Source organism: Bacillus sp. 1735sda2, from assembly GCF_024159245.1.
In the GTDB taxonomy this organism is placed as follows: Bacteria; Bacillota; Bacilli; order Bacillales; family Bacillaceae; genus Bacillus; species Bacillus pumilus_O.
On the sequence record NZ_JAMYWZ010000001.1, the window covers coordinates 3,386,684 to 3,408,629 of the forward strand.

A 21,946-nucleotide genomic window follows, 5' to 3' on the forward strand; every position below is an offset into this window, starting at 1 on the left:
GTGCGCACTATCATTTTAGAAACAATAGAGAGATAGACAAACCATTGGCTATTTGGATAAGGGGGCATTCCCATGTATTCAGTTTTATTTCATGCGGCTGAAGAATCCGCATCACTCGCAGGGGCAAAAGGCCTGAATTTAATCAAATTAAACAATCACGGCCTGCCAGTCCCAGATGGATTTATTATCAAAACCAACAGCTTTTCAAGCTTTCTTTCATATCACAACCTGCATCCAACTGAACAAAACCTTGCTGACAAAATCAAAGAAGCATCGTTTCCTTCTCAAATGGAAGCAGAACTTCTTTCGTCCTTTCAATCATTACGGAAAACTTATCCCTCAGTTGCAGTCAGATCCTCTTCTGTTGCAGAAGATCTCGAAGGCGCCTCATTTGCAGGACAGTACGAGACCTATTTAAATATCAAAACAGATGAAGAATTCTTACAGGCTGTCAAAGAATGTTGGTCTTCTTACTTTGGAGTGAGAGTAACAGAGTATAAGGAAGAGATGGATGAAAACGAGGAAGAGATGCCGCTCATGGCTGTTGTCGTTCAAGGATTGATCCATTCTGATGTCTCCGGTGTCATCTTTAGTGAGAATCCCATAACAGGAAAAACAAATGAAATGATGCTGACAGCAAGCTACGGACTAGGAGAAGCAATCGTTTCCGGGCTTGTGACACCAGACACATTTGTTATAGACAAAGAGACACTTTCTATTGAAAAATCACTTGGAACGAAAGAGCTGCAAATTATTCCTTATCAAGAAGGTGTCATTGAACAAGCAGTGACGGAGGAAATGGCTGGTCAGTTTTGCCTGAATGATGACCAACTAGTAGAAATCACGCACATCACCAAACAAGTAGAAGCACTTTATGGTCATAGCGTCGATATCGAATTTGGGATAGCAAATGGCACATTTTATTTACTTCAAGCCAGACCGATTACCGCAGCTCTCTCAAAAGCAGCAGATGAAACAGTAGGGGGTTCTTTTCAAATGCAGCCAGACGAGCTGCAGGATTTCTGGATCTCAATGGACGATCATATGCCGGGTCCAACAAGTCCTCTCTTTTCAAGTCTGATCATCCCAGCATTAAAAAGCGGTATGAAGAAAAATGGTGAAAAATATCAAGTGCCTGATCTGAATATTAAAGATATTAAGCTCTATAGAGGACATCTGTATTCATCACCGTCACTGCCTGAAGCGAGTGCAGAAGCCGCACCAGTTTTTGATGAAAGCTTATTTGAGTTATTTCCGCATCTAAGTGAACGTATGTATGAAATTTTAGAGAAAAATTTCTTGCCTTTTTACGAAAAGCTGGATCTCAAAATAAAGGAACCGATGACCATTGAAGAAGCCATCATCGGCTTCGAAGAATTAAAAGCTTTTTATATACAAGCATATGATGATCATTTTGATATTGTCATCCCTCAAGTCATTTTATCAGCTATGATTGAAGATATGCTTGTGACGTATACTGGTGATCAATCACAAGTGATCCTACTGCATGAGATGATGATAGGCGTGATGAATAAATCACTTGAAACAGATAAGAAGCTATCTGATTTTGCAAAGAGTGTCCTTCAAGATAAAGAACTTTATCAAGCATTTATAAACAATGAAAAGAATTCAGAGCTGCTTGATGCACTCACTCAATCGGAAAAAGGCAGACACTTCATTTCGACATTAGAGGAATTTCTTCAAGTTTATGGTTGGCGATCTGTGAAAAGTCATGACCTTACGGAAAAGACATGGGTGGAAAACCCTGAGTTTATCCTAGATATCATCAGAAACAACATTCAACACCAAAGTGATTTTGATGAAGAATTTGCACAAGCCGTCATCAAAAGACAAGAGACATATGAACATTTTATGAGCCAAGTGAAGGATGAAGCATTTAAAACGAAATTTGAGACACTTTACCAATTTGCTCTACAGGCTGCTAATATCCGTGATGATCATCACTTTTACATTGATGCCATGTTAGATGCTAAAGCCAGAGTATATCTATTAAAGATTGGCGAACTTCTTGTACAAAAAGGAACGCTTCCTCATCAAGAAGATCTATGGTATCTCTACGATGAGGAGGTACACACAGCGCTCACAACGTCTACATCATTTGTTACAGTCATCGCACAAAGAAAAATTGACATGAAAGAGAATGAAGCCATCCAACCACCAGCTTATATGGGCACCCCCACTGAAGCTGAATTGCAGCAAGCAGAAAGAACGCTCGGTTCATTAAGAGAAAATGAAAACAACACAAGCGATATGATCTATGGAATTGGCGCATCTAGCGGTATTGTTTCTGGAAGAGTAAAAGTCATTACATGTGCTGAGGAATTCTCACAATTTCAAAAGGATGATATTTTAGTTTGCAAAACAACCACCCCTTTATGGACAAGCTTATTTAGAGATGCAAAAGCAGTCGTAACCGATGCTGGAGGCATTTTATCTCATTCAGCTATTATCGCAAGAGAGTATATGATGCCAGCTGTCCTAGGAACCCGAATAGCAACAGAAACACTTCAATCCGGTGACCTTGTGACAGTAGATGGAAGCAATGGACGTATTCAGATATTAAAACAGCATGCACGTGTCTAACTAGATCATATTGGCGGTCATAGGTTTTATCGGTATACTTACTTTGTTGCAAACACATTCATAACCTGAGGTGAGTATGCTTGTTAAAATCTACAAATCAACGAATCATTCGCGCAACAATGGATTTATTGACTGAAAAGGGCTATCAAAAAACCACAACAAAAGAAATAGCTAAAAAAGCGAATGTCAGTGAAGCAACTATTTTCCGCAACTTTAAAAACAAACGCGGCGTTATTGCTGCCATTATGAAAATGAAATCAACGCCAACACAAACCTTAGAAGCAGAATTCAAAGGGGATTTGTACACCGATTTAAAGTTTCTCGGTTCCTATATCCTTGAACATTTAACTTCAAAAAAAGAATTTATTTATATCAGCATGCGAGAACCGGCAATGTTTAAAGATCTCACTAGTCATGAAAAAATTTATCCTCAAGAACTAAGGGAAATGCTGATACAATACTTCAAAAAGATGAGCGTTCAACAGCATGTCTTAAAAGGAAAAGAAGACATTTATGCAGACATTTTCATTAGTACGTATTTTGGTTTTTTTACTCAGCAGCTTGAGCAAGACTTCCAGCTCGTATTAACACAAAAAGATGATTTTATTGAGACATACACACACATTTTCATGAGAGGAATTTCTCCCGCTTAAAGGGTGGAATTCTTCTTTTTCACAAAAGGTGGTATACACATTGAGGTTACAAAAAGAGAGCTTGATCATCTATTCTTTGTTACTTGGAGCTATACTAGTTCCGGTCAACTCAACGATGATCGCAGTCGCTCTATCATCCATATCAACATATTATGATCAATCCATTTCAAACATCACTTGGGTTGTCACCATTTATCTTATTGTCATGGCGGTCACCCAGCCTATCGCTGGTAAGTTAGGAGATATATACGGACACCGCCGCATGTATTTAACCGGAGTGACACTCTTTTTAATCGGCTCGATTGGCTGTGCTTTAGCACCTAATCTAGCATTTCTCATCATCTTTCGCTCCATTCAAGCAGCTGGCGGGGCTATTTTAACACCGAATAGTATCGCTTTGATTCGTGCAACAGTCTCACCCGAAAAACTGTCTAAAACAATGGGTTACTTTGGATTTGGTGCTGGTATTGGTGCCGCTCTTGGGCCTTTTATTGGATCGATTCTCATTCAGAGTTTTGATTGGCATTCTATATTCTTAGTGAATATCCCATTCCTATTTCTTACACTAGTCACCGGTGTTTTACTTATTCCAAAGGTAAAGCATACACGTATACACGCAAGAGTAGATATGATTGGTTCATTGTATTTAACCATCGGAATTGCCACAGTCATTCTATGCTCAAAAAGCCAGCTATTAAATGAATATTTCATTTATGGCATTCTAGCATTGATTGTCATTCCTTTATTTTTTAGACATGTACGGAAAGTAAAGAATCCGATCATCGATTTGTCCCTATTTAAAAACAGTTCATTTACAAATGCGAATCTATCGATCATGCTAAGTAATTTTGTGATGTATGCCATCCTCCTCATTATGCCGCTGTTTATGGAACAACAACTGGCCCTTTCTCATACACAAAGTGGTATGATTCTATCGGTATTTTCTCTTTGTATGTCTCTTAGCGGTTTATTAGGCGCAAGACTTCATCCAAAAAAAGGCGCGAAAAAAATGATTCGCTTTTCATTTCTCTGCCTCACTTTATCAGGCATCATGTTAATTACACTGAGTCAGTATCCAACCTTACCACTGCTTATTGTGACACTAGTCGCGGGGGGAATTTCATCAGGGATTGGTATGACAAGTATGCAGATGGCTTCATTAACAGCTGTTGATCAAAGTTTATCTGGTTCGGCCTCTGGTATTTTCTCAACCTTTCGATATTTTGGCAGTATCATTTCGTCGACATTGATTGGTATCATGAGTGGTTTCCAATCTTTATTTATTGTATTAATGGGTGCAGGAATCCTTGGCTTCCTTTTATCCCAACGCGTCAAAACGAAATCTACCTCCCCATCATCTGGGCATTCCGCCTAATGACTCCCTGCGCTCTATACCGATTTAGAGCGGGGGAGTTTTCATTATTTTTCTCACTGTAAGCTATAATTGGCAAAGGAATCAAATATTGAAAATCCTTTTTTAAAGATGAAAAAAAGCCATCTGACTAGATAAACAAGAAACTTTAAATCGAATTATCCTCATTCATCCACCTACATTCTGTTTTTCATCTCTTTGAGCATTGATAACTTCGATTTTTTTTCACAATTTTTGTGGTATGCTTTTTGAAAATAGAGGACTCAAAGGAGCGGAAGAATGGCACGTCTAAAATATGTTTTGATCTATTTATCAGCTCTATTGTTATTCCTGTCAGGCTGTGGAAAAGACCAGCAGTTTACTCCACCTGGAAACTCTCAATCGATCGCGGTCATCTCTCAATTAAAAAAAGCCTCCTTTTCAATCGTTGATTTACAAAAGAATAAAGTGATCTCTTCCGTTGATTTAAAACATCCGCTCACTGATCTTATCCAAATCAACAAAGACGTCATCATCGCAACTAGTAAAGAAGGAGAATCGCTTATCGAAATTAATTTAAAAAAAGGTACAGCAACAGATTATATGGATGTGAGTAAAGGACTGACTTCCCTTACATATGATGCAGTTTCTCACACCTTAATTGCAGCGGATTCACAGAAAAATGTCGTTTATTTTATTGATACGCAGCGTAAAAACATAAAAGCAACTGTGAAGACTGGAAAGTTACCTTCTTCTATGACACTTTCTCCGGCAGGTACTTTATTCGTATTAAATGCAGAAAGCCATACTGTCTCTGTTATAGATATTGAGAAGGAAAAACTTATACGTACGTTCTCTGTGCTTGAACGACCATCTGGTATTCATTTTGATGGACAGTCCATTTGGATTGGTGGTCACGGAAAGCCAGGCACCTTAAATAAAAGCATTTTTGCTTACGACCCTAAAACGGGTAAAAAGCAGAGAGAAATGAAACTAGGTGTTATGCCTGTTGCCTTCTTCTCAGAGAAAAATTCTTCTACTTTATATGTACTTTGTCATGGAGATCATACGCTATACAAAGTAGATACAGAAAAGAATAAGCAGCTTGCTTCTGTTGAGACTGGTCAAAATCCTAATTATATTAACGCTGATACCACATCAATATATGTGAGTAACTTAGATGACAATTCAGTATCAATTATCGATAAACATACATTCATGATGAAAAATCGACTGAATGTCCCATCAGGACCCTATGCTATCGTGTTGGAGGAAAAGAAATGAAAGAACAAATGCATATATTAATCGTAGACGATGAGTTCGATATGCTTGAGCTAATCGGATCCTTCTTAAGAAGACAAGGCTTTCACATTATCACAGCTAATAATGGAATGGAGGCCTTACGTCAGCTTGAAAAGGAACCCGTTGATCTTGTTGTACTTGATATCATGATGCCTGATATGGATGGATTTGAAGTCTGCCAGCGTATTCGGCAAACTTCTCAAATCCCCATCTTATTCTTAACAGCTAGAAGTTATGAAGAGGATCGAATTAGGGGCCTAGAAATTGGTGCGGATGACTACATCATGAAGCCTTTCAGTCTACGTGAGCTTGCAGCAAGAATTGAAACAACTTTGAGACGAATTAGGGGTCTTTCGCTAAAGCGCAGCCGCATACAGTTTGGTGACATGGAGATCGATCAGGATGGTAGACAAGTTTATATCCTACAGGAGCCCGTTAATTTAACTAGAAGAGAATTTGATTTACTCATGTTTCTTTTACTCAATCAAGGCCAAGTGTTTTCACGAGAACAGCTCTATCAAAAATTATGGGAATCACATTCTACGAGCGGCTCTTTACGAACAGTCGATACACATATCAAAACGCTAAGACTGAAATTAACGGGAGCAGAACGGCATATTAAAACCGTTTGGGGTGTCGGTTATAAGTTTGAGGAGGAAGAATGAAGCCTTTATCGATTAAAAAGAAAGTGCTCTTCTTAATCCTTGTAGTGACCGGAATCGTTGCTGCCTCAGCTCTTGCCCTCACTTATTACTTATACCAGCACTTATATGTTGATAAGCAAATTGATTCCTTAAGTTTACAAGGTAAAAAGCTGGCACAAATCTATCATCAACACGGGAAGGATACGTATTTTACCGATAGAATAAAATGGTCTAACGATTCGAGTCAGGCGAACATTATTTTTACAGATGATCCAATGGAGCTTTCAAGTGGTCTTCCTTTTGATACGAACACAAATGATAATCTCATCACATTCAAAGAACGCCAAAAGCTCCTTCAAGGGGAAACCGTCGTGTTGATTAGAGAACACTCACAGTTTCATCAAGATATTCTTGGCATCGCCATCCCTGTTTTCTCAAGCAAAGATGAGCTATCGGGGACAATTTTTCTATCCATGCCCTTATCGGATGTATATGAACCTTTTGTCCAAATCAGATTGACACTTGGCATATCTATTTTATTAATCCTGCTCCTGATTTTCTTTATCGGATATAAAAGCTCCAATCAAGTCGTGCGGACAATTAATCAAATGAAAGAAATTGCGTTGGAAATGGAGTCTGGTGATTTTTCAAAACGGATGGCTGTGACCAAAAACGGTGATGAGTTAAACCAGCTGAGCCGCTCTTTTAACAAACTGTCTTCTACCCTTGAAAAAGTTGAGCAGCACCGCAGGGAATTTCTTGCGAATGTCTCCCACGAACTTCGAACTCCCCTAAGTTATATGAAAGGATATGCTGAAGGTATTGAAGAGGGCATTATTGATCAAAAAAAAGGCATGCAGATTATTCAAAACGAATCCACACGATTAAGCAGGCTCGTACATGACCTTCTGGATCTCGCGCAGTTAGAGGGAGAATCTTACCCACTAACGATGGAGCCTCTCGTCTTTGCACAGCTTATTCATGATGTTCTTGATCAAATGAAATTCATTGCTAGTCAAAAGGGAATCTCGTTCAACCGAGCACTCGAAGAGGATTGTATTATTTATGGTGACAGCGATCGACTTGAACAAGTCGTTCGTAATTTATTGGACAATGCCATCCATTACACGCCATCAGGAAAGTCGATTTCGATTGAATTATTCATTCACCAAAACATTGCTGAATTAACTATTACAGATGAAGGTAGCGGAATTCCAAAAGCAGAACTCCCTCATGTTTCTGAGCGTTTTTATCGAGTGAATAAAGCGCGCACAAGAAAAGATGGCGGCTCTGGTCTTGGACTAGCCATTGTGTATCAAATTATTAAAAAACATCGTGGCACGTTCGTTCTTCAATCTGAACAAGGCATAGGTACGACCGCTATTATACAATTACCAAGTGCAGAGAGCACTGAAATTCCGCCTGCCCCCTCGTAAAATAACATGACACCTTAAACAAAACAGCTCTTTTCTAGAGCTGTTTTTATTCAACAGAAAAATAAAAAATTGGCCTTTTTTTATTCATAATTTATTCATATTTGCTTGTTACACTTTTTTCAAGTTAAGAAAAAGGAGTGACAAACTTTTGATTAGACGCTTTCAAAAATTTGATCTTTATTTATTTTTCATATTAATTTTATCTGCCATTTTAAACATTTATAACATTTGGAACAACGATACAGTGAACGCTTATTATACCGCAGCGGTCACAAGTATGATGCAAAGCTGGCATAATTTCTTCTTTACTTCGTTCGATCCCTCAGGTTATGTCACGGTGGATAAACCACCGCTCGCCTTCTGGCTGCAAACGATCAGTGCCAAAATTTTCGGACTGCATGGCTGGAGTGTGATCTTACCCCAAGCTTTAGCTGGCATTGGATCAGTTTATTTAATCTATCGCCTAGTCAAACCTACATTTGGGCAGGCTGCTGCAAGACTGTCAGCACTCATTATGGCGTGCACACCAATCGCAGTTGCTGTATCTCGTACAAATAACATTGACAGCTTACTCGTTTTTATTCTTTTACTCGCAACAGCCATGATGTTCAAGGCTGTAAAACAGCAGAAGGTACTTTGGGCAATTGCTTCTTTTGCAATGATCGGTATCGGTTTTAATACAAAAATGCTTCAAGCGTATATGATTGTACCGGCTCTCGTCTTGTTTTACATCATCGCCTTCCGAACGACATGGAAGAAAAAGTTGTTATCACTATTGATCTCAATGATTGTTCTTTTAAGTGTATCTGCTTCTTGGTCTATAGCGGTTGATCTCACATCCAAAGATAATCGTCCTTATATGGGATCAAGTCAATCGAACTCAGCACTAGAATTAGCCTTTGGTTACAACGGTCTTCAGCGGTTAACTGGACAACAGTCTGGCGGGAGAGGCGGTACAAATCAGGGGGAGGGGCAGCCACCTTCACAGCAGGGTGATCAGCAAAATGACAATGAATCATCCAACATGACTCAGCCGCCATCCAGTGGTAATCAAAACAACTCAGACAATTCAAACCAATCATTCAACCAGCAACAGACTTCAATGCAAGGACCACCACGCAGTGCAAACGGTACAATACCACCTGATATGCCTTCAGGCGGTAATAGTGATGGACCTCCAAATGGCGGGGGCGGAAAGATGGGAAGTGGTTCTGGCATGTTTGGAACAGGAACAAAAGGGCCATTACGTCTGTTCCAATCTGAATTGTCCGATCAAATCAGTTGGCTGCTTCCATTTGCGCTCTTCGGTGCGATTGGTATCTTCTTCTCGACAGTCTTTGAAAGAAGACGTCTCAATACAAAACAAAAAGAAACACTATTTTGGTTAGCTTGGCTTATACCCGTTGCTGCATTTTTCAGTATAGCAGGATTTTTTCATCACTATTATTTAATCATGCTGGCACCGCCAATTGCTGTATTAGCAGGAGCCGGCTGGGTTTCTATGACTCAATTGTTCCAAACAGGAACTGGCTTTAAAAAATGGCTGCTTCCTATTGCGATATTCGTCACAACCGCATTTGAAATCCTTATCCTATCCACATTTACAAGCACGATCGGTCTTGGACTAAGCGTTGCAGTCGGTATCATTGGTATTGGAACGATCCTTTCTCTACTTTTGATAAAAGGAAAAGAAAAACTAAAACAATTCGTGTCTCTCATCGCCATCCTTGGCATGATGATTGCACCACTATACTGGGCAAGCACACCTCTTCTTTATGGAGGAAACAGTATGCTTCCAGAGACTGGTCCTCAGCTTGCAACTTCAAGTGGCAGCATGAGTTCACAAGTCAATGAAAAGCTGATCAGCTATCTTGAAAAAAACAATACGGGAGAAGAATTCCTATTCGGAACAACAGATGCAACCACTGCTTCGCCTTACATTATTAAAACAGGAAAAGCTGTTATGGCATTAGGTGGATTTAGTGGATCTGATAACATTCTCACACTTAGTGAATTCAAGCAGTTCGTCAAAGACGGTAAAATCAAATACTTCTATCTTTCTGGTATGAGAGGCGGTAGCTCTGACATTCTCACTTGGATTCAAAAAAATGGAAAAGAAGTAGCTACTTCTAACTGGCAGAACAGCTCTACATCCAAAACGAATCAGCAAACAGACAGCTCAGACAGCCAACAATCAGAACAAAATAATCAGTCTAATGGACGAATGGGCGGAATGGAGAGCGGCACTCTTTATAAACTATCCGTTGATTAATTCATCTATTAAAGGGAGGAACGATGATTGATGGAAAAGAACATACAATATTCTATTGTAGTCCCAGTGTATAATGAAGAGCTTGTGATTCATGAATCGTATCAGCGCCTTAAGACCGTCATGGATTCAACGGGAGAAGCATATGAGCTTCTCTTCGTCAATGACGGCAGTATGGATCGTACAGCTGAACTGATTAAAGGGTACTGCCAGACCGATTCGAATGTGAGACTTATTGATTTTTCTCGTAACTTTGGACATCAAATTGCCATTACAGCGGGAATGGATTATGCAAAGGGAGAAGCTGTCGTAGTGATTGATGCGGATTTACAAGATCCACCTGAATTAATTTTAGACATGATTGAAAAATGGAAGGAGGGCTATGAGGTCGTATACGCAGTCCGTTCCAAGCGAAAAGGCGAAACAGTTTTCAAAAAGTACACCGCTTCCCTTTTCTACCGAGTGTTACGTCAAATCACCGAAGTAGATATTCCTATTGACACCGGCGACTTTAGACTGATGGATCGTAAAGTATGTCATGAAATGAGAAAAATACGAGAGAAAAACCCATTTGTCCGCGGATTAGTGAGCTGGGTCGGTTTCAAACAGGTTGCGGTAGAATATGTTCGGGATGAGCGGCTGGCAGGAGAAACAAAGTACCCTCTCAAAAAGATGCTCAAGCTCTCAATGGATGGGATCACATCTTTTTCTTACAAACCTTTAAAGCTAGCCAGCGTGACAGGTATTGCACTTTCAGCTATTGGCTTCATATCGATGTTTCTAGTTTTATATTTAAAACTTTTTACAAACAGCACCATCACCGGCTGGAGTTCATTAATTGTCATTCAGCTATTCTTTAGCGGGATTATCCTCTTTATGTTAGGCATGATCGGAGAGTATATTGGCCGAATTTACGATGAAGCCAAGGACCGGCCGCTTTATATCGTCAGAGATAGCTATGGCCTTCAGGCTAAGCCACATCCAGTTCAATCCCCTGTACATTTCAAGCAATATAAACAGCATTAAAAAAAGCGCGCGAGACCTCTTCAGAAGGTCCTGCACGCTTTTTAGCTTATACGGCTGTTTCAAACCGTTTTCTATTAATAAAGAAAGAAAGTGTAATGATTAAATAAATGCACATTGTGACCAGCGTTTGGACAATTGGTGTATTTAATACAACGCCGACAAAAATGGCCATGATCGCAATGACGGAAAACCACGTTGTGAAAGGATACAGCTTCACGCGATATCCGCCTGGCTGTGCGACGCTTCGAGATTTCAAATGACCAACGGCAATGATAAACCAGATGAATAGAACTGTGTAACTTAAAGAGCCCATCAAGTAATTAAACGTTTGACTACCTACAAAAAGAGAAATCAATACAGCTGCATACAAGGTAGATGTACATACAAGAATCGCTCGAACAGGCACTTGTTGTTTTGACAGTTTAGAGAATCCTTTCCATACACGGCCATCCATTGCCTGTGTAAATAGTACTCTTGAAGAAGCGTACAGACCAGAGTTCATAGAAGACAAGATTGCTAATAAAATAATCCCGTTCATAATATCACTTGCATATGGCACACCAATCGTTGCAAACACCGTAACGAATGGGCTCACTTGTTCATTGTTTACTTGATTCCAAGGAATTAAGCTGACGATGATGAAGAACGGAAGTACATAAAAACCGATGATTCGTACAAATGTACTTTGAATGGCTTTTGGGATGACTTTTTCAGGGTTTTTCGTTTCTGCTAATGTCACCCCAATCATTTCAGTTCCGCCATATGAATACACAACAACTAGCATTGCCGCAATTAAGCCGCCCGTTCCATTCGGGAAAAATCCTCCGTGGTCGGTTAAGTTGGATAATCCAGGTGCTGCATGCTGTCCGAATGAGACAAACAGCATCGTTAACCCAATGATAATAAATAAAAGAATGACAGCAATTTTAATAGAGGCTAACCAGTACTCTGTCTCAGCAAACATTTTGACTGAACAAACATTGATCAATGTGACAACAAGTGAAATGATTAACACAAGTGTCCAAATTGGTACTTGTGGGAACCAGTACTGAATAAAGATGGCAGACACGATCGCTTCTGCTGCAATGTTTAACACCCACATTTTCCAATAGATCCAATCTAAGAAATAGGCGGGGTATTTGCCTAACACAGGTTCAATTAAATCACGGAATGTTCTAGCGCCAGGTCGTGCAACTGTCATCTCGGCAAGTCCTTGCATAATAAATAATAAAATAAGACCACCAATCATATATGCCAAAATGACAGCAGGACCCGCGATATCAATGGCAGAACTGCTTCCTTTAAACAGACCAGCACCGATGGCACCGCCAAGTGCGAGCATCATGATATGCCTTGACGTCATTGTTCGTTTTAACTGCACATGTTCCTTTTCCATTTTCTATAGCTCCTTTAAATTTGAATCTTCAGACAAAAATAAGATAAAAGCATATAAAAAGGCCAGTCATCTCCTTGAAGAGACGACTGACCTTGCAACCGCGTTACCACTCTTATTGACTCAGACATAGCTGAATCCAACTTGAAACCCGATAACGGAGGTCACACGTAAAGACTTACTATTTATTCAGTCTTGCCGCTCCTTGAGCGAGTTCAATGATTCGTTTTACTGCGTTGCACCACCCCGCAGCTCTCTTAGAAAACGGATATTCATTTACTATTCTCAAGTCAAAGCGTTTTATAGTCAATTTGTCTATTTATCAAAGATTTTATTTTTTAAATATACTGACTAACCACGCAATTGTCAACAGCCTTTTTCAGACATTTCCTATTAACGAATCCAAACGGCTACTTCATCCATCGGACGACGTGTTTTGCCGCGCTTTGGCTCGATGACGCGATACCCAAAGGCAGCCATGACAGAGATGTCGTACTGACCATCTTCGAGTAATCCTTCCTCCTCAAGCATACGATGAATTTCGTCGTAGCTGAATCCCTCAATAGGGCAAGAATCAATGCCAATTTGTGCCGCGGCCGTCATCATATTACCGAGAGCAATATACGTTTGTTTAGAAGCCCAATCGAAGAGCGTACGGTCAGTTTCCATCAAATGAAGATCATTCTCTTGGAATTGTTTGTAGCGTCCTTTTACCATCTCAAACGTTTCGTCTGTCATTCCCTTGATTTCCTTGTTGATATACTCTGCATATGGTGAATCATAACGGGCGTCTGTTCTTGCCAAAATGATCACAAAATGGCTGGCAGTTGGCAGCTGCTTTTGCGCACCCCATGTATATTCTTTTAATTTCTCTCTAAATGATTCATTTTGAACGACGAGGAACTTCCAAGGCTCAAATCCGACAGAGCTTGGGGAAAGTCTTCCTGTCTCTAAAATGAACGCAAAATCATCTTCTGGAATCTTTTTCGTTGGGTCAAACTCTTTTGTCGCATGACGGAATTCATACGCCTCAATGATTTCTTTTTTTAATTGCTCTTTGTCTCGCATGGTATTCATCCTTTCTACTGAACGATTAGGGTGTTAAGTTTCACCAATCCAATTTCTTTCCATTCCCATATAGAAATTGTTATGATAAGAAAACAAACAACCCGAACGTGTGATGTGATATCTCTATGGTAAAAGAAAAGCTTCCCATGATTCAAGTACGCACATTTTTGTTCGTTAGGTACAAATAGATGTTTCGTATGCAAACTTTTATTCTCGTTTTAATAAACGTTGTTCTAGCAACCTTCTTAAATATCACACAAGAACAAACGTTTGCAAACAATTGCAGATGAAAACATTCATATGGGGGAGTATTGGGGGAAGTTTGGGGGAAGTTTTTATAATGGACAGACGTAAAAGGAGCGTAAAATGAACATAAACAAAATAAGATCATTCCTTTATAAAACATCAAAAATCTTGGGAGACGTCAACGCCGTTCAAAAGGGTACTATAGGAAACCGTATCATGCGACGTGCTGCGGGTAAAGCAAGTGGCAAATTAATGTAAAAGATATTCAAATAAAAAAGAAGCCCCGAAAAGGGCTTTTTTAATGGAATTTATCATAACCGATACTAGTTTTATATTTTTGAAATTCTAAATTAATCTACTCTTATAATTATTTTTACATTTAACTTTCAATATTATTTTAAACTGTTGGACCATCTGCAAATCTATTTATTGTAATACTAGCAGAAGAACCACCACTAAATGGTGTTAAGGTCCTAGTAGCATTTGAGATATTTTGCAGTGAGACAGTCACTGGTGTTCCTTGCACTACTTGAATAAGTGCACTACTTCCCATGTTCCCTCCACTAGTTGATGAATTCGATGCACCTGAAAATGGAGCACCATTCTGAAGCAACCTAAATGAACTGCCACCACTATTATCAGCTGTATTCACATCATAATCCACTCTATACAGACCAGGTTCATTGAGAGTGAATGTATCTGTTCCATTAAACGTAATTCCATTTCCTGCTACATCAGTTGATGAATTTAAATTAACTAAACCTAAGTTTGCAACAGTTTGAGTTTCATTTAATCTTGCTTCATAATAACTAGATAAAAAAGGTCCTGTTCCTGTGGCTCCGGTAGCTCCGGTGGCTCCGGTAGGACCGGTGGCTCCTGTCGCTCCGGTGGCTCCGGTAGCTCCGGTGGCTCCTGTCGCTCCGGTGGCTCCGGTAGGACCTGTGGCTCCGGTAGGACCTGTGGCTCCTGTCGCTCCGGTGGCTCCGGTAGGACCGGTGGCTCCTGTAGCTCCGGTGGCTCCGGTAGGACCGGTGGCTCCTGTCGCTCCACTAGTACCTGTAGCTCCGGTGGCTCCGGTAGGACCGGTGGCTCCTGTCGCTCCGCTAGTACCTGTAGCTCCGGTGGCTCCTGCACCTGCTATCAACGTGTAATCTGGTGATGTTCCTGGCGTGCCCGTTGGAGATGCCGTATTCACGATATACGTGCTTCCATTGGACGTCACAACTTGACCTACTGGATAACCAGGTGCTGCTGTTGGATCAAATGGCACAATTCCTGTTAAGCCTACTCCGGTCGCTCCGGTTGGACCTGTTGGGCCGCTTGAACCGGTCGCTCCGGTGGCTCCTGAACCCGCTATCAACGTGTAATCTGGTGATGTTCCTGGCGTGCCCGTTGGAGATGCCGTATTCACGATATACGTGCTTCCATTGGACGTCACAACTTGACCTACTGGATAACCAGGTGCTGCTGTTGGATCAAATGGCACAATTCCTGTTAAGCCTACTCCGGTCGCTCCGGTTGGACCTGTTGGGCCGCTTGAACCGGTCGCTCCACTAGGACCGGTGGCTCCTGCTGGACCTGCTGGACCCGCCGAACCTGCTGGACCTGCTGGACCTGCCGGACCCGCCGAACCTGCTGGACCTGCTGGACCTGCCGGACCCGCCGAACCTGCTGGACCTGCTGGACCTCTTCTTCCAGGCGGACCTTGAATGCATGGGTTATTCCTTACTCTCTTACAGCTATCACACTCCCAACCATACTCACCATACGAATCATACCAACCTCCTCTAGTACTATGTCCTGAACATGTTTTTCCACAATTTCTACATCTTTTCATATTATCACCTCAAAATCATAGTATGTAATGATATAAGATTGGTACTATCATTTAACAAAGATGAGCCAAAAGTTTAGATTAACAAATCAATAATAAAAATTTTATTAGTTTTCAGAATAGGGATAGTTGGGAATTAAATGAATGATTCCCCAATCACAAGAAAAATAAGATAAAGACAAAAAAAAGAAAAGACCTCCCCATAGGAGAAGGTACTTTTCCAAATGAGGTTAACTTATTAAAAGTATAAACATGCGATCTGTATACTATATGTAAGTAAATTAGAAAAGTGTTTATTTATAAATTTGAGTTATTACCACTTGGAGTTTCGGGAAAATATGACAAAGTAATTCCCTCTAATCCTTGTGGGATAAAAAAGACCTCTTAATATAGAGACTGACCCCATAAAGTGAAGTCTTTTTTTATTTACTTATTTCAATGCTTTTTTAAGAGCTGATTTCGTCTCGGGTCCATAAATGCCGTCAGCCACAAGACCATGCATCATTTGGAATCGTTTGACCGCATCCGCTGTTTTCGGTCCGTAGTAACCATCAACGCCGTTATTCTTTGCGCCCTTGTCCGGGTAGTAGTAAACCGCCGCTAGGGCTTGCTGTACGGCTTTTACTGCTGATCCCTTTGTAAGAGGCTTTGTCACTTTTAAAATGCCTGTAGGCAAACCATATGACTTTTTAGTAGGCTTGGAAGCTGCTGTTTTGGATGGTTCTGCTTTTGTTGGTTTAACCGTCGGCTTTTTACTTGTGTGAGCAACGGCGATCCCGGCTTTGAAACTGTCCCAGCGATTAAGCAACTTACGAGGGCATTCTTTCCCACTCCATCTCTTATGCGGTACAACGTTGGCGAATGGAATTCCTTGCTCTTTCATGAGCTGGCGAATGACCCATTGAGCATTTTCAACCGCTTTTTCAAAATTGCCGTCTGCGTTTTCACAAATCTCAATTCCAATTGACTTCATGTTTCCGGTTCCTCGTCCATCTCCTGCATGCCAGCCGTTTTCGTTTAACGGTAAATGCTGATAGATCACATTTTCATCCACCGTGTAGTGCCAGCTTACGCCTGTACTAGATCGTTTCACAAACGATGCGTGACTAGCTGCGTTTGCCCCTTTTGCTGTGTTAGCTGTGTTATGAACCGTAATATATAAAGGCTTCATATAGTTGCCTGGTCTGTTGCGGTTACTCTTTGGAATAAAATCTTTAATGATTTTTACCACGTTCATCGTCTCCTTTTGCTGTATTAAAAAGAGCCACCTCATGGCAGCTCCTTACTTCGTTAATCCTTTTTCTTTTAAAATTTCTTTTTGTTGCTTACCTTTGTGAGTCACATAGTTGTTTTTGAACCATGCGACAAGGGTTGTTACGATTGTAAAGATCATTGAAAAAGCAAGATACAATGTCTCAGCCAACGAAGTGACTTGTTCCTCGCTAATTGGCAAGATTGGCTTGCCAAATAGAATTAACGTTTGGTTGATCAATGCCATAAAAAGAAGCACTGTGCGAATCACAGTACCTGTGTCGAAGTTTTTCATATTAGTTCCTCTTTTCTTTTTATTTTTGGTTTCTCTCGATTCTGTCTAGTTTTTCAATGACAACATCATACTTCTCACTAAACTTTGCTAGTACGTCATTTTGTGCGTCAATTTGCTCGTTTAGCTTGTTCTCACGCTCTTTAGTTGTATTGAGGACATAAAACAACACCCAACAAAAAAGAACCGCAAAGGGTCCTTGTGTCATCAGATATTGAGCCAAATCCATTTCCATTTCACTCACCTACTCCCTCACTTTAATCACCTCCTTTAAGAAGGCAAAATAAAAAGCACCTGTTAAGATGCTGTGGTTCCTAAATCTGCAGAAGCAGCTGGCTTGTCGAATGAAACGCCAGTGATCTGCTCAAATTCTTTTTTTGTGATTACTTTTAATGCGACATACTCCCGCATAATCTCAAGAGTGTAAACGCCCCAATCCCAAAATACTTTTATGTCGCCCGCCGTTGGATAAATCATGATGCCCCGCCTCTCTGCAACTGCGTAACTTGGAACGTGAGGAAAGCCGCCTGTTTTTTAAGAGTGGTTATATCATTAGGCAAAGGCGGTTTCGGCTGCATGCTCTCTATATACTCTTTGGATGCTGATTCAAACCACACTCTATCTTTCTCGTCATACTCGGGAAGATACAACCCCTCTTGCGGTCTTACATTCGTAGCGTTTTTCGGCATTTCGTCGTACTCACTGATTATATCTTCACCTGTATACATAAAATTTTCGTCATAGTAATAAATGTGCATGATGCTTCCCCTCCTTTACCACAACGGAATAGATTCATTTATTTCAAATCTGCTTACAAAAGAATTATCGTTAGCCGACATACCGTCAAAACGTAAAGAGCCGTCAGTTTCAAGTGTAAATCTAGCAGATCCATAAGAGCCTACCGTTGCGCCTAAAAATACAGTTCTAGCTGACGGCTTTTGAGCAAAACGGGCTATAACTGTTTCATTGGCTGGTATTCCCTCAAACGATCCCCGAATGCGCAACTCATTTTGACGTATAGAAAATTTGAGAGGGTTCCCGGCAAATTGTTTTGTTGATGTTCCAGCAACAAGTGTGACTTGATTCCATGAGCTTTTTAAGTCTTTTTCGGTTAACATTCGATCCCAACTTTTAAGTTTCCCGTCCGTATGAACCGTGCCCCACCAATGAAGGTTATCTCCACTACGGATAATATGGAACGTTTTTCGGTTGTTGCCGTTATCAATTACATAAATATTGAACCAAGATGAATCCGTTTTGCTTGGCATGTTGACTACGTTTGTGCCTACTGCATAGTAGTAGCCGGACGGCAGCGTTAAAATGTCCGTACCATTCGGCAATACTTGACCTTTTCCATCTTCAGATAACATGTTATGGTTTGAAAGCCTTGACCAACCACTCCACACATTATTGTTAAGGTAATTTGTATATATGTTGTTGGCGTAATCCGTAGCATACACCCATCCAAACGTGCCCTTTTCATTTTTCGCATCCGTCATGTGAAAGAACCCTCTAAAAGAACGGTGATTCGGCAAATCTTTTGAACCAGCTATAGCATAAAACGTCCCTTGACCTAACCCATTATTGATAACTTCGTCTAAGATGCTTAAAGAAGTATCCTTAATTGAGATCAACGGCATTCCATTGTCTGCTGTGATCTTAGACAATTGACCATTATTCCATTTATCTTTCTCACTCTGGGTTATTTTATCTTCCTCGGTCAATGATGACATCCAAACTGTCCAAGTTGAATCTTGATTGCGTACTCTATAGAAAGATTTTTTTCCATTCGTGTCATATGCAGTCTGTAAAAGAGTGCTACCAAAACTCAACACTATCATGAATGATTTATTGACCGATGGCGGGCCATTTAAACCCTTGTTATAGATAAGATAAAAACCGGTATCAATTATCTCGTTATAATCTGTGGTCTCACTTGTACCTTTATAAATAGGCTTACCGTTGTTTTGAGTAAGCCTATAAAGTTGCCCGTTATTCCACTTATCTTTATCCGCCTTAACAACATGGATTTCGCTATTGTTAGCATGTGCGTCTACTTTATCTTGTGCGCCTTGTTTGGTTTCAAGCGCTTCGAGATCTTCAAATTTGTCTCTTAGATCTTCAATCGTTTGAATAGACTCATCATATAAAGCGTTTATTTTTTCTCTTAACGCCTCGAACTCGTCCACATAAAACTCGGTGATCGGCACAATATCTTGGTCAATGAGAGACTTTGAAATGTTAAAAGAAAACTGATGGACGGACATAGATTGATCGTTTGCATAGTACAAATTTAATTCAGCTTTTACATTCCCATAATGCTTGATTTCTTTGTCTGACAAGATATACTCGGCTTGACCGTTCACTCTATCTACTATCGTTATGTCTCGAATGAATCGGCTGCCGTCAGACATAACTAATACAAGTTTTCCTGTGACAGCTGCTAGAGGTAACGGCACGCCATCTTTCGTGAGTTTGAAAATGAGCCTTGCTGTCTGGCGATCCTGCGTCCAAAAATTTATGCTGGTTGATACACTTGAACTGGTATATGCGTTTACATCAAAATCTAATCTCCCATTTTTAGAAACCATCATCACGCCTCCTTTGTGACAATTTTTCGGATATAGTCATCCTTCTTCGTACCGTAGTACCCGTTAAAGTTATCACTGCCCTGAACAATGACTCTCCCTGTCCCTTTAGTGTTAGCAACGTTAACTTCCCTTGCTTTAGCGTCTACAAGTATCGCAAATGATTTTTCGACTCCTCGAATTCGGTTGTTTTCGATTCGTCCGTCGTATCCACTGCCGACATATATACCGCCACGACCTTTTGCTTTATCCTGTTCTTTATTCGTATTGAAAATGTTATTATCACAAACGTCAAAGTAATCGGTATTTTGTACATATATCCCATTTCGACCTGTAGAGTTAATTTCGTTTCTACTCACCGTAACGTGGGTTGATTTCGTTACAGATGTTTTGTCTCTGCTTTTCTCTATGAATACTGCCTCTGTATCCATATTAGAAATTTCGTTGCTTTCCACAAATGTATTAAAACACCCTTCGATCCATATTCCACGACGACCACCATACAGTCTGTTATCTGTAATACGGGCATTTTTCGCAAAAACTAATTTGATAGCTTGTTCTTTTTTGTGCTGACCAATATTTTTTGCTTTTAGTCTGAAATAGTTTCCGAGAATACGAATTCCATCGCTCCAAGCGACTTCTTTATTTGTAATTTGACCGAATGTCAAAATACCGTATTCTGTATAATCGTAAAAATCGTTACCTTGGATCAAAACGTTTTGAGCGCCCTGTGGACGGTTCGTTTGCTTTCCTGCCGCATTCTTCGAACTCTCAAAACCACCGATAGCTTGAGAAATTCTAATGCAGTCTCGACAATTTTTGAATTTATTATCGAGTATTTTTACTTCGCCCCATTTATAAGTTCTCACGCCAGCAAATGTACAATTTTCAAAATTGTTATCAAAAATTGTAATGTTAGTTTGATATACATCATAGACAGTATAATGATTTCCTACGCCACAGCCCCATGCACCCAACAAGTCAGATTCCCCAACGTAATTATGCGCTACTAATACGTTTTTGTTCGGCGTTCCATCGAAAGCCCCGAATTGATCCATTCCGGCTTTTGTGAATTCGCCCAATTGAATTGCCTCTGAATATGGCCGGTTTTTACTTGGACTTAAATCAACAAATCCCAAATACTTACAATTCGTTACTTGTAAATTATTAATTCCATTGGCATCAATGGCATGAGCTGTGATCGTGTCCTTAAATATAACCCGATCAATTATAATGTTAGATGCGTGACCTAAGATGATTGAGTCCATTGCCTTCGTTGGATATTTGCCTATATTGGCGTAATTTCCATCAAGAATACCACCTTCTATGATGATATTGCCTCGCCCGTTATAACCTTTGAAATTATCTGTTGGTAGACCGTTAATGAAAAATCCACCAGCCCAACCACGCAGTAAAACACAGTTATGCGCCATTGTAACCCTTGTGTTTTCATAAACGACTATTCGTTTTTCGATCAAGTATTCCCCGGCTGGGATGATTAACTGGCCCCCGCCTTCACGATGTATTTCATCTAACGCGCGTTGAATAGCAGCTGCCGAAGGATTTTTGCCCGTTGGATCTGCGTCGTAGTTAAGTGCGTTTTTATAAACAAAACGACTATTCATGATTGCGAACTCGTAGTCTAGGCGATCTTTAGCCGTCTTGTGTATACTAGCGTCTGTGGCGACCCTAATATCAACAACCTCCTTGACATCATTGCCATCGTGATTTAATACAAGGTTTGTCAATCTAGCCCACACGTTTTCTATCCTATTTGCGACAGTAAACAAACCATGCATAATCTGTTTAGAAGAGTGCGCTTTTTCATGGTTCTTATGAGCGTATAATTCTGTAGCGTTTTTATTAAGCTCGTTTTCAATTGTCTTCATATCCCCGCGTAACTGCGATTCATAGACTGAATTTCTTGTCGTATCGTAATCCTTTTTAAGCCGGACCAATATGTTCACTCCTTTCAATTCCAAAAAGAAA

Annotated in this window: 18 protein-coding genes and 1 other annotated feature; of the genes, 8 read left to right on the forward strand and 10 right to left on the reverse strand. The window is 40.3% G+C overall.

Translation table 11 applies throughout. From position 1 onward, the window contains the following. Positions 1 to 72 precede the first annotated feature (72 nt). The 8 genes from NKR21_RS17770 to NKR21_RS17805 all read left to right on the forward strand — a co-directional run bounded on the left by NKR21_RS17770 (position 73) and on the right by NKR21_RS17805 (position 11,285). The gene (locus tag NKR21_RS17770) at positions 73 to 2,604 is read left to right on the forward strand and encodes a PEP/pyruvate-binding domain-containing protein (RefSeq protein ID WP_144455467.1); all 2,532 of its coding nucleotides are present in this window, start codon (positions 73 to 75) and stop codon (positions 2,602 to 2,604) included. A gap of 80 nt (positions 2,605 to 2,684) precedes the next feature. Then, positions 2,685 to 3,257: a TetR/AcrR family transcriptional regulator gene (locus NKR21_RS17775; RefSeq protein ID WP_144455465.1), complete on the forward strand. Its 573-nt coding sequence runs from the start codon at positions 2,685 to 2,687 to the stop codon at positions 3,255 to 3,257. Between the two features lie 40 nt (positions 3,258 to 3,297). Further along, complete coding sequence (locus tag NKR21_RS17780; protein WP_088001096.1) at positions 3,298 to 4,632, forward strand: MFS transporter; 1,335 nt, start codon at positions 3,298 to 3,300, stop codon at positions 4,630 to 4,632. 276 nt (positions 4,633 to 4,908) lie between these two features. Further along, a complete protein-coding gene (locus NKR21_RS17785) occupies positions 4,909 to 5,892 on the forward strand; it encodes a YncE family protein (RefSeq protein ID WP_012011396.1) in 984 nt (327 codons plus the stop codon). Further along, positions 5,889 to 6,575 carry a response regulator transcription factor gene (locus NKR21_RS17790; protein WP_088001094.1) on the forward strand — a complete coding sequence of 229 codons (687 nt, stop codon included), beginning with the start codon at positions 5,889 to 5,891 and terminating at the stop codon, positions 6,573 to 6,575. Before NKR21_RS17785 ends, NKR21_RS17790 begins: the two co-directional genes overlap by 4 nt. After that, positions 6,572 to 7,990 (forward strand): HAMP domain-containing sensor histidine kinase, encoded by a 1,419-nt coding sequence (locus NKR21_RS17795; protein ID WP_088001092.1) that lies wholly within the window; start codon positions 6,572 to 6,574, stop codon positions 7,988 to 7,990. Before NKR21_RS17790 ends, NKR21_RS17795 begins: the two co-directional genes overlap by 4 nt. 148 nt (positions 7,991 to 8,138) lie before the next feature. Beyond that, entirely contained in the window at positions 8,139 to 10,262 is a 2,124-nt protein-coding gene (locus tag NKR21_RS21435) for an ArnT family glycosyltransferase (protein ID WP_144455463.1), read from the forward strand. A 30-nt stretch (positions 10,263 to 10,292) separates the two neighbouring features. Beyond that, positions 10,293 to 11,285 (forward strand): glycosyltransferase family 2 protein, encoded by a 993-nt coding sequence (locus NKR21_RS17805; protein ID WP_012011400.1) that lies wholly within the window; start codon positions 10,293 to 10,295, stop codon positions 11,283 to 11,285. A 46-nt stretch (positions 11,286 to 11,331) separates the two neighbouring features. Here NKR21_RS17805 and NKR21_RS17810 read toward each other — a convergent pair whose 3' ends face one another. From NKR21_RS17810 to NKR21_RS17860, 10 genes are all read right to left on the reverse strand, one after another. Beyond that, positions 11,332 to 12,681 carry an amino acid permease gene (locus NKR21_RS17810; RefSeq protein ID WP_012011401.1) on the reverse strand — a complete coding sequence of 450 codons (1,350 nt, stop codon included), beginning with the start codon at positions 12,679 to 12,681 and terminating at the stop codon, positions 11,332 to 11,334. Between the two features lie 75 nt (positions 12,682 to 12,756). After that, positions 12,757 to 12,981: a binding site (T-box leader), on the reverse strand. A 90-nt stretch (positions 12,982 to 13,071) separates the two neighbouring features. Continuing rightward, positions 13,072 to 13,746 carry an NAD(P)H-dependent oxidoreductase gene (locus NKR21_RS17815; RefSeq protein WP_012011403.1) on the reverse strand — a complete coding sequence of 225 codons (675 nt, stop codon included), beginning with the start codon at positions 13,744 to 13,746 and terminating at the stop codon, positions 13,072 to 13,074. Between the two features lie 643 nt (positions 13,747 to 14,389). Beyond that, a complete protein-coding gene (locus tag NKR21_RS21210; protein ID WP_301287576.1) occupies positions 14,390 to 15,829 on the reverse strand; it encodes a BclA C-terminal domain-containing protein in 1,440 nt (479 codons plus the stop codon). A 427-nt stretch (positions 15,830 to 16,256) separates the two neighbouring features. Further along, entirely contained in the window at positions 16,257 to 17,057 is an 801-nt protein-coding gene (locus tag NKR21_RS17830; RefSeq protein ID WP_253602548.1) for a peptidoglycan recognition protein family protein, read from the reverse strand. Positions 17,058 to 17,108: 51 nt separating this feature from the next. Next, a complete protein-coding gene (locus NKR21_RS17835; protein ID WP_144458204.1) occupies positions 17,109 to 17,372 on the reverse strand; it encodes a phage holin in 264 nt (87 codons plus the stop codon). A 19-nt stretch (positions 17,373 to 17,391) separates the two neighbouring features. Then, on the reverse strand, positions 17,392 to 17,604 hold the full coding sequence (locus NKR21_RS17840) for a BhlA/UviB family holin-like peptide (RefSeq protein WP_034324986.1): 213 nt from the start codon (positions 17,602 to 17,604) through the stop codon (positions 17,392 to 17,394). Positions 17,605 to 17,666: 62 nt separating this feature from the next. Next, on the reverse strand, positions 17,667 to 17,846 hold the full coding sequence (locus NKR21_RS17845; RefSeq protein WP_144458206.1) for an XkdX family protein: 180 nt from the start codon (positions 17,844 to 17,846) through the stop codon (positions 17,667 to 17,669). Further along, positions 17,843 to 18,127, reverse strand: a complete 285-nt coding sequence (locus NKR21_RS17850) for a hypothetical protein (protein WP_144470421.1) — start codon at positions 18,125 to 18,127, stop codon at positions 17,843 to 17,845. The genes NKR21_RS17845 and NKR21_RS17850 overlap by 4 nt, the downstream gene beginning before the upstream one ends. A gap of 15 nt (positions 18,128 to 18,142) precedes the next feature. Continuing rightward, a complete protein-coding gene (locus tag NKR21_RS17855; RefSeq protein WP_253602527.1) occupies positions 18,143 to 19,960 on the reverse strand; it encodes a BppU family phage baseplate upper protein in 1,818 nt (605 codons plus the stop codon). 2 nt (positions 19,961 to 19,962) lie between these two features. After that, a complete protein-coding gene (locus NKR21_RS17860) occupies positions 19,963 to 21,924 on the reverse strand; it encodes a right-handed parallel beta-helix repeat-containing protein (RefSeq protein WP_253602590.1) in 1,962 nt (653 codons plus the stop codon). Positions 21,925 to 21,946 lie beyond the last annotated feature (22 nt).

Bases quoted from the DNA above. Each gene is read 5' to 3' on its own strand.
- NKR21_RS17770 (WP_144455467.1), top strand. From the start codon at position 73: ATGTATTCAGTTTTATTTCATGCGGCTGAAGAATCCGCATCACTCGCA.
- NKR21_RS17785 (WP_012011396.1), top strand. From the start codon at position 4,909: ATGGCACGTCTAAAATATGTTTTGATCTATTTATCAGCTCTATTGTTA.
- NKR21_RS17790 (WP_088001094.1), top strand. From the start codon at position 5,889: ATGAAAGAACAAATGCATATATTAATCGTAGACGATGAGTTCGATATG.
- NKR21_RS17795 (WP_088001092.1), top strand. From the start codon at position 6,572: ATGAAGCCTTTATCGATTAAAAAGAAAGTGCTCTTCTTAATCCTTGTA.
- NKR21_RS17805 (WP_012011400.1), top strand. From the start codon at position 10,293: ATGGAAAAGAACATACAATATTCTATTGTAGTCCCAGTGTATAATGAA.
- NKR21_RS17810 (WP_012011401.1), bottom strand. From the start codon at position 12,681: ATGGAAAAGGAACATGTGCAGTTAAAACGAACAATGACGTCAAGGCAT.
- NKR21_RS17815 (WP_012011403.1), bottom strand. From the start codon at position 13,746: ATGCGAGACAAAGAGCAATTAAAAAAAGAAATCATTGAGGCGTATGAA.
- NKR21_RS21210 (WP_301287576.1), bottom strand. From the start codon at position 15,829: ATGAAAAGATGTAGAAATTGTGGAAAAACATGTTCAGGACATAGTACT.
- NKR21_RS17835 (WP_144458204.1), bottom strand. From the start codon at position 17,372: ATGAAAAACTTCGACACAGGTACTGTGATTCGCACAGTGCTTCTTTTT.
- NKR21_RS17840 (WP_034324986.1), bottom strand. From the start codon at position 17,604: ATGGAAATGGATTTGGCTCAATATCTGATGACACAAGGACCCTTTGCG.
- NKR21_RS17845 (WP_144458206.1), bottom strand. From the start codon at position 17,846: ATGATTTATCCAACGGCGGGCGACATAAAAGTATTTTGGGATTGGGGC.
- NKR21_RS17850 (WP_144470421.1), bottom strand. From the start codon at position 18,127: ATGCACATTTATTACTATGACGAAAATTTTATGTATACAGGTGAAGAT.
- NKR21_RS17855 (WP_253602527.1), bottom strand. From the start codon at position 19,960: ATGGTTTCTAAAAATGGGAGATTAGATTTTGATGTAAACGCATATACC.